We start from the raw sequence: 7,819 nt of genomic DNA on the forward strand, positions 1-7,819 counted from the left end.
CGCCGGAGGTGTGCACCTCGTGCGGGAAGCGCCGCCGCCCGTCGTGGGGCATCTCGTCGGGCTCGATCCGCCGCTCGTCGTGGCTGCGATGCCCATCCCCCTGGTGGCCGGGCCCGTGGTCCGGCGGCGCACCGCGGTCGTGCTCCTGACGCGTCTGCCACGCGCCCGACCGGGGCCGCATGCCCCTCGGCACCGCGGGCCCCCTGCCCACCCGCCGCATCCCGAACACCACGGCCGCGATCAGAACGATCACGATGCAAATTCCGATCACCAAGGGGCCGATCGAACCGGCCGGGAGCGCGAGCTGGGTCATGTGCTGCTCGGAAAGGGACATTTCGGCACCTCCTCCACCCTCGGATGCCCGCGATCGGCGTGGGAACACGAGTGGCGAGCGGGAAAAGCGGAACGTGGCGGGTCGGCTCACCGAGAGTGACTGATGGGGAGGGTGTGGAGGGCGTTGTGGGCGGTCCGCTGGTGCGGGAAGCGGTGCGGGAAGCGACGCGTGGCCGCACTCCGAGCCCGGCGGTGCACGGAGGGCCGACCTGCTCGCCGGCGCACCCACGGGGGCGTACGCGGCGAGGGGCACCCGGATTCGCCAGCGCAGACGCCGTCCTGGATCATTGCGGCATGCCGGTCCTGATAGCCACGTGCGCCTTCGTGATGACCCTGGTCGGCGGCATCGTCGCGCAGCACATCGGGGACCGCCGCCACCTCGTTCTCGGCCTCGCCGCGGGGCTGATGCTCGGCGTCGTCGGCTTCGACCTGCTGCCCGAGGCACTGGAGAACCAGCCCCACCACGTCTTCGGGGTGCCCGCCGGGCTGCTGATGTTCGTGGCCGGGTTCCTGGCCCTGCACATCGTGGAGCGCTCGGTCGCCATCCACCGTGCCCACGAGGGCGAGTACGCCTCGCACACCCACGGCCACGGCCACGCGCACAACCCGGTCAAGGGCATCGGCGTCGCCGCGGCGGGTGCGCTGGTCGGGCACAGCGTGATGGACGGCTTCGCGATCGGCGCCGCCTTCCAGGCCGGCAACACCGTCGGCATCGTGGTGGCCATCGCGGTCGTCGCGCACGACTTCGCCGACGGCTTCAACACGTACACGATCACCCGGCTGTACGGGAACGGCCGGCGCCGGGCCCAGGCGCTGCTGGCCGCCGACGCGATCGCCCCGGTGGCGGGCGCCGCGGTCACCCTCGCCTTCACCATCCCGTCCGGGGCGCTCGGCCTCTACCTCGGCTTCTTCGCCGGGTTCCTGCTCTACCTGGCCACCTCCGACATCCTGCCGGAGGCGCACAGCCCGCACCCGTCCACCTCCACGCTGGTCTGCACGGTCGGCGGCGCCGGGATCATGTGGATGGTCATCGGCCTCGCCAACTAGTGCGGCGGGCGGGACAACCCTTGCCGGGAAGGGCGGCAGGGGCGGCCCCCGGCGGTCAGCCGGCCGTGAGGGTCTTGGGCGGCTTGGGCGGCTTGGGCGCGGTGGTCGCCGCCTTGGTGACGTCCGCGACCAGTTCGACCACGTCGGAGCCGTACGCCTGCGAGTTCACCACCCGCAGCAGCAGGCAGAAGGTCGCGTCCAGGCCGTACTTGCGGGCCAGCCGCACGTGGTGGCGGGCGAGGTAGCGGGTCGCGGCCTGGTTGGCTATGCCGCGCTGGCCCGAGGCGAGGAACACCGGGCGGTCGTTGCCGGTGTCGCGGCCGGACGACAGCCGGGCCAGCAGGACGTACTCCACCGCGCCCTTCTCCAGCCGGTACGTCTCCCCGGCCACGGTGATCGCGCCCTGGTCGGGGCCCTGCGCCGGGTCGGTGTCGATCTCCACGCCGGGCAGCATCGAGCGCAGGTGCGCGGCGAGCCGGTAGTTCGCCGCCGGCCCGCCGATGCAGAACTCGGTACGGGCGCCGAAGCCCTGCCAGGCGGTGTCGTGCGCCAGCACCTCGGCGTGCGCGCCGCACTCCTTGATCACGGCGGCCAGTTCCAGCAGCGCGAAGGCGTCGTGCCGGGCCAGGCTCCAGCCGCGCGCACCCGGGTCGCGCGGCACCACAAGCAGGCACTCGGAGTCCTTCGGCAGCCCGAAGAAGCGCTGCCTGCGCTGGAGTTTGCGCCGCCAGAGGTAGCCGCGGACCAGCCAGCCGAGCAGCCCGCCGATGACCAGCCCGGCCAACGCCAGCACGAGGTTGCGCACGTCGTCGCTCATGGCGCGGCATCGTAGCGGTGTTCGAGCCGGACCGTCGCCCCCCTCGGGGCCGCGGATACGGCCGCCGCCGAGCCCGGGCGGGCGCGGCGGCGGCCGTGGGACGAGGCGGGCCGGCGGGCGGCACCCCTCGTCGGGTTCCGGGCCGGATCAGGGCCCGGAGCGGGGCCCGGAGCGGGGTCGGTTCCCGGTACGGGTCAGTTCCCGGCGGCGGGCAGCAGCGCCAGGATCTCGTCGGTGCTGCCGGTCTCGCCGAGCCGCGGGAAGATCCGCTGCACGGAGTTGGCGTGCGCGTCCGCGTCGGTGTCGGTCACCGCGTCGGTGGCGATGGTGACGTGGTAGCCGGCCTCGTACGCGTCACGGGCGGTGGACTCCACACCGATGCTGGTGGAGATGCCGACCAGCACGACCTGGGTCACCCCGCGCCGGCGCAGCTCCATGTCGAGGCCGGTGCCGTAGAAGGCGCCCCACTGCTGCTTGCTGACGGTGATGTCGCTCGGCTGCTGGTCCAGCTCCTTGACCAGGTCGGTCCAGCCTTCGGGGAAGGTGACGGCGCCGCCCGGGCCGCCGTCGTTGCGGCCCGGGGCCACGCCGGTGACGTTCACCAGGACCACGGGCAGCTCGCGCTCGCGGAAGGCGGCGGCCAGCCGAGCGGAGCGCTCGATCACCTCGGCGGACGGGTGGATGGTCGGCAGCCCGAGGATGCCCTGCTGAAGGTCGATGACGACGAGCGCGGTGCGGGCGTCGAGGGTGGTGGCGGTCATAGCGGAGTGCTCTCTCTCACGAGGTCGGGTGGTGCCTGGTTCGGTGCGGGAATGGTCGGGAGGCCGGCGGTCGTACGGCCTGGTCGTACGGCCTGGTCGTACGGCCGCCGGCGGCAGGCGTGCGTACGGGCGCGGGCGCCACGTGTGCCATACGCGCCACGTGCGCCATGTGCGTCGCGGGGGAGCGGGGTGAGCTGGGGACGGGGCTCAGCGGTCCGGCCGCCGCGGCGAACGGTCGGCCACGGTGAGCACGAGGACGACGCCCCCGAGCCGCGCCGAGGCCGGCGTCATCTCGTACAGCCCCTTGTCGGTGGCCCATTGGCCGGAGAACAAGCCGCTCGGGCTCGCGGACCGTGATCGCGCCGAGGTACTGCGAGGCGCGTTGCGGCCCGGCCACGCTGCCGGTTCCGCCGGGGCGGCGCCTGGGCGGCCGGCTCATCGGCGGACCGCCGGGCGGCCGTCGGGGGCGTAAACGGGTGGCCGTGCGGGGCGTGAGGGTGCCGGTCACGACTCCGCCAGGCGCCGCAGCAGCGGAACCGACTCCGCCATCGCGCGCTGCTCGGCCGGGCTGAGGTGCGTCTCCATCGCTTCGGCGAGCCAGCTCCGGCGGGCCCGGCGGCCGGTGTGCACCAGGTGGTGGCCCTCGTCGGTGAGCGAGAAGACGACCTGGCGGCCGTCGGTCGGGTGCGGGGTGCGCACCACGAGGGCGCGCTCCTCCAGCGCGGCGAGCGTCGCCCGCATGGATTGCGGCCGGACGAGTTCGCCGCGGGCCAGCGCGGCGGTGCTGGCCGGGCCCTCCCGGTAGAGCCGGCTGATCACCGACTGCTGGGACGGGGTGATCTCCGACCCGCCCGAAGCGGCCCGCATCCGCCGCGAGAGCTGCGCGACGAGCGTGGTCAGCTCGTCGGCGGTGCGGAGACGTTCGGCCTGTGACATGTCCTCCACCGTAGGAGATCAGCAGGAAAACTTGCAAGTTTGCCTGTCGAGCTCGGCTCGGCCGTCCGGTGCGGGGGCCGGACTTGACGGGCGGCCTCGGGTGGGAGCGGGCGGAGTGGGCGGAGTGGCTGGGAACGGGAGGAGCGAACGGCGGCCGCCGTCGCCCGCAGCCGACCCTCCCTCGCCGTGCCCCTCCTCGCCGCCGCCGCCCGCGTCTCCAACCCCTGCCAACGCGACATCTCCGCCGCGCCGGCCTAGGTTCCGTTGCCCAACCGGGCTTCGCCCCACCACGGTTCGACGTCGCGGTGCTCCCGGGCGGCCCAGCTCCCGGCGGCGCCAGGACCACGACTGACAGTGAGGATGTGACGTGGCGACGAACTCACCAGCCTTCGTCACCTTGCGACGTGCCGACACCGATGACGCGCAACCGCGGGTCTGCCCAAGCCGTCGTTGGTGTAAGAGTTGCTTACTCGTGGGTCCAGTGGGGGGAAGCATGACCGAATTCGCGGGTGTCGACCCGCATCGCATACGTCAGCTCGCCGACCGGTTGCATGCGCTTGCCACGGCGCTGGCCAAGGACGGCGGGACCATACGGACGAACTTCGAGGAGTGGGGCGGGAACCTCGACCTCGCGGTGATCGCCCAGCAGGCCCACCAAGTCGCGGACGACGCACACGCCATGGGACTGCGCGCGGACGAGGCGCTGAACCTGCTGCACGGCGGTCCCGGCTTCACGCCGGGCGTCGGGACCGACTACGCGAAGAACCCGTACGGCGGCATGATCAGCATCCCGTGGGATGTGAAGGACATCGACACGGCCAAGGAGGCCCAGCAGGAGTCGGCCGAGTTGAAGAAGGCGCTGGCCGACCCGAAGGCCACCGGGTCCAGGGAGGTGATCCTCGATGTCGCGCAGTCCATGGCCGAACACCAGGGCGACAGCACCTACATGACCGCGTTCATGGTGTCCGGCGGTATTGATGAGACGGTGAAGGCGGCCAACGCCCTGCACACGGAGGACGGCACCCACGACAACGCCCCACTCGGCAAGGCGTCCACCGACGCGCTGGCCCGGTTCGGTCAGGCGACCCAGGTGATGAGCGGCATCGCCGCCTCGGGAAAGTATCCGCACCCGGCCCCCGACTACCTTGCGCCGCTCACGCACCCCTCCGACGCCGACGTGTGGTCCGTGGCCATGCTCTTCAAGTACGGCCCGGCGGGCGGCAAGTGGAACCCGCGGGTGATCGCCGACGTCAGCGGTTCCCTGCTGGATTGGCGGGACAAGCAGGGCGCGATGCGGCCGGTGTTCGAGATGCTGCCGGGCAACGGTGCCCCGCCCGCCTACTATGGCAACGGCAATGCCTGGTTCGACGAACTCGGCATCGGAGATGCGACGTTCGCCGGGTCCGACGCGGACAAGAAGATCGCCGCTATCCGGGCCAACGACCCGGTGCTCTCGGTTCTCGACAAACTTGGCGACAACCCCCAGGGCTCCCGCGACCTGCTCGGCCAGGACACCGCCGACAGCAAGCGGCACGCGGCCCAGTTGCTCGACTACAAGTGGCAGACCACCGGCCGGGACGGCGCGCTCGACGACTCCGGTCCGATCGCCAAGGTCCTCGACGCAGCCGCCACCGACCGCAGTCCCGCCTTCCAGGACCAGTCGGGTCAGGCCGCGAGCAACATCCTGGAGGCCGCGGCGAAGGAGAACGGCGCTTTCAACGGTCGGTCGCAGAAGGAGCAGCTCGAGTACTTCACCTACCCCCGAAGCGCAGCCGTCGCCCTCGCGGGCATCACCGCCACTTGGGCGGACGAGATCGGTAGCAAGTCGATGTACGCCGGTCCCGGATCCGCCGGGTACGACGTCCCGGAACACGGCCTCGTAGTCCCGCACAACGACATGGTTGCGGCCATGCAACTGTTCGTGCGGGACGATCCGGACGCGGCGGCGCTGTTCGACACCGCGATGCATCAGCAACTGTCGGATGCCGTCGCCGAGAAGAACTCCAAGGATTCCTCGGACGATGTCACCGCCCTGGGCAACATGGTCGGTTTGTTCACGAAGGCGAAGAACAGCGTGAGTTACAGCAAGGCGCAGCAACTCGACGAGCAGCACAAGTACAACCTGACCGTCGTCAACACCGCCGGAGTTCTGCTGAGTGGGTCATCGCTTCCCAAGGGCGTCACCAGCAAGTTCGCCACGAAGGGGCTCAAATACACGCAGACGCTGGTCACATGGAGCAGGTCCGTGAAAGCGCCCACCACTGACCCGTTCTCCACGAGCAATGCCGCTGCCCAGGATGCCGTGAACTCGAACGACGCGGACGAAGTGCAGAGTTCGTTCACCCCCGCTATCGCTCAGGGGCTGATCCGGTCGGGGAAGACGACAGAACCGGCGGGCAAGTCGTGGTACGACCCGAAGACGAAGACCGTCAGACCTGATGCGTGGAACAACGATGACTTCGTGTCGTGGTTCGCCCGTAACAACCCCGGTACTGCGCACGATGGTCCGACGGCGGACTTCGGCGCCGGATACGGAAGGTACGAGGTGCAGCGTCGTGGCCACTAGGGCAAGGCGATCGGCCCCATGGCTTTCGGCGTGTGCGGCTCTTGTCCTCGTGCTGGTGACGGGTTGTTCGGGAGGGACCTCGACGATCGGGTTGCCCGATCCGGCGCCTGGCAAGGTCGCCGCATTCGCGTGGGACAAGCTCAGCAAGAAGTACGACTTGAGTGACGCCGCTGTCCATACCTTCGCCGTGGTGGCATCCGATCGGGCGGGCAACGTGTACATGGTGAACACCGCGTACCAGAACGCGTACCTGTACCGGATGACACGGCGGGGAGTGGTCAGCAGTTCCGCCGAGCGTGTGAATGTCAGCGGCGCCGGTGCGATGGTGGCTCGCGACGACGGGTCGGTGGTCTTGGGCACTTCCCGGCAGGGGGACGACTGGCTACCCGCCTACAGCAAGGAGGGTGCTCCGGAGCAAGTGCCCATCCCGCCGAAGTTCGTCGCGCCGCAGCCGGTCGGTGAGCGTCCGGACGGGTCCCTCGTCGTCACTGAGCGCGGCAACTACTGGGCCGTGAAGGGTGGGAAGGCGACGCTGCTGTACCACCAGTCGAAGCCGGTGAAGCGCTCTGTCGTCGTGGACAGCACGGGCACGTTGTACACGGTCCCCGACACCCTGGAAGACATCGTGGCCGTCACTCTCGACGGGAAGCAGTCCCACGTGCACGTTGGGGGCAAGGAACCGGTCACCGGCCAGTCCCTGTCCGGCTTCGATCCAGTGGACATGGCGCCTGCGAGCGACGGTGGCTTTTACACCATCGCGGAGAACGCTGCCATCAGCGAGTACGTCCTCCTGCACGTGGCAGCGACCGGGAGGACGACTGTCATGGTGCGGCAGCCGATCGCCAGTGCCGGATGCGATGCCGGGAAGCAGTACCCGGCGCTCCGCAATTCGTGCGAGGCGCAGAGCTGTGTCGTCCAGAGCGGTGCCCTGGTCCTGCTGATGTGCAATCTCACCTCTACCGGGTACGGCAAGCCGCAGCCCGCACTCGCGGTCAAGGCCGCGACCTCGTAGCTGTCGATTCCGTACACGACACAAGGAGCCGGTCCCATGACCCACACCGTTGAGGACTGCAAGAAGGACATGGCCGCGATATCGACCGCGGAGGCGGACATACGCGCCGCGATAGGGAACGTCAACAAGCTGATGACCCACACCTGGACCGGCTCGGCCGCCGACAAGTGGGGCACCGACTTCCATGGCCGGAGGAGCCGGCTGATCGGTCTGCTCGACCAGTTCTCGCCGGAGCAGATCCGCCTGATCGGCAAGGCGAACACGGCCGACGCGGCCAAGAAGGCCCCCGCGAAGCACTGACGCGGCCCCGCCCGTCCACCCGTACACGTACCGGCACCGAACGCCCG

At 70.3% G+C, this 7,819-nt stretch carries 9 protein-coding genes; 4 read left to right on the forward strand and 5 right to left on the reverse strand.

The genetic code is table 11. From position 1 onward, the window contains the following. Positions 1-334 (reverse strand): DUF6479 family protein (locus tag AC13HU_RS26335; RefSeq protein ID WP_483044440.1); only part of this gene is annotated, 334 nt, incomplete at its 3' end. A 293-nt stretch (positions 335-627) separates the two neighbouring features. On the opposite strand from AC13HU_RS26335, the gene AC13HU_RS26340 reads away from it, so the two are divergent. Further along, a complete protein-coding gene (locus AC13HU_RS26340) occupies positions 628-1,380 on the forward strand; it encodes a ZIP family metal transporter (protein ID WP_483044441.1) in 753 nt (250 codons plus the stop codon). 55 nt (positions 1,381-1,435) lie between these two features. Here AC13HU_RS26340 and AC13HU_RS26345 read toward each other — a convergent pair whose 3' ends face one another. The 4 genes from AC13HU_RS26345 to AC13HU_RS26360 form a co-directional block, all read right to left on the reverse strand. Continuing rightward, positions 1,436-2,197, reverse strand: a complete 762-nt coding sequence (locus AC13HU_RS26345; RefSeq protein WP_483044442.1) for a hypothetical protein — start codon at positions 2,195-2,197, stop codon at positions 1,436-1,438. Positions 2,198-2,391: 194 nt separating this feature from the next. Further along, on the reverse strand, positions 2,392-2,958 hold the full coding sequence (locus tag AC13HU_RS26350; protein ID WP_483044443.1) for an isochorismatase family protein: 567 nt from the start codon (positions 2,956-2,958) through the stop codon (positions 2,392-2,394). Between the two features lie 207 nt (positions 2,959-3,165). Then, a complete protein-coding gene (locus tag AC13HU_RS26355; protein ID WP_483044444.1) occupies positions 3,166-3,291 on the reverse strand; it encodes a hypothetical protein in 126 nt (41 codons plus the stop codon). A gap of 171 nt (positions 3,292-3,462) precedes the next feature. After that, entirely contained in the window at positions 3,463-3,894 is a 432-nt protein-coding gene (locus AC13HU_RS26360) for a MarR family winged helix-turn-helix transcriptional regulator (RefSeq protein WP_483044445.1), read from the reverse strand. Positions 3,895-4,261: 367 nt separating this feature from the next. Between AC13HU_RS26360 and AC13HU_RS26365 the strand changes: the two genes are divergently transcribed. The 3 genes from AC13HU_RS26365 (at position 4,262) to AC13HU_RS26375 (ending at position 7,772) form a co-directional block, all read left to right on the forward strand. Further along, positions 4,262-6,460 carry a hypothetical protein gene (locus AC13HU_RS26365; protein WP_483044446.1) on the forward strand — a complete coding sequence of 733 codons (2,199 nt, stop codon included), beginning with the start codon at positions 4,262-4,264 and terminating at the stop codon, positions 6,458-6,460. 91 nt (positions 6,461-6,551) lie between these two features. Continuing rightward, a complete protein-coding gene (locus AC13HU_RS26370; RefSeq protein ID WP_483044447.1) occupies positions 6,552-7,472 on the forward strand; it encodes a hypothetical protein in 921 nt (306 codons plus the stop codon). Between the two features lie 36 nt (positions 7,473-7,508). Then, positions 7,509-7,772: a hypothetical protein gene (locus tag AC13HU_RS26375; protein ID WP_483044448.1), complete on the forward strand. Its 264-nt coding sequence runs from the start codon at positions 7,509-7,511 to the stop codon at positions 7,770-7,772. The last annotated feature ends 47 nt before the right edge of the window (positions 7,773-7,819 follow it).

Source organism: Streptomyces sp. NH27 (assembly GCF_056859195.1).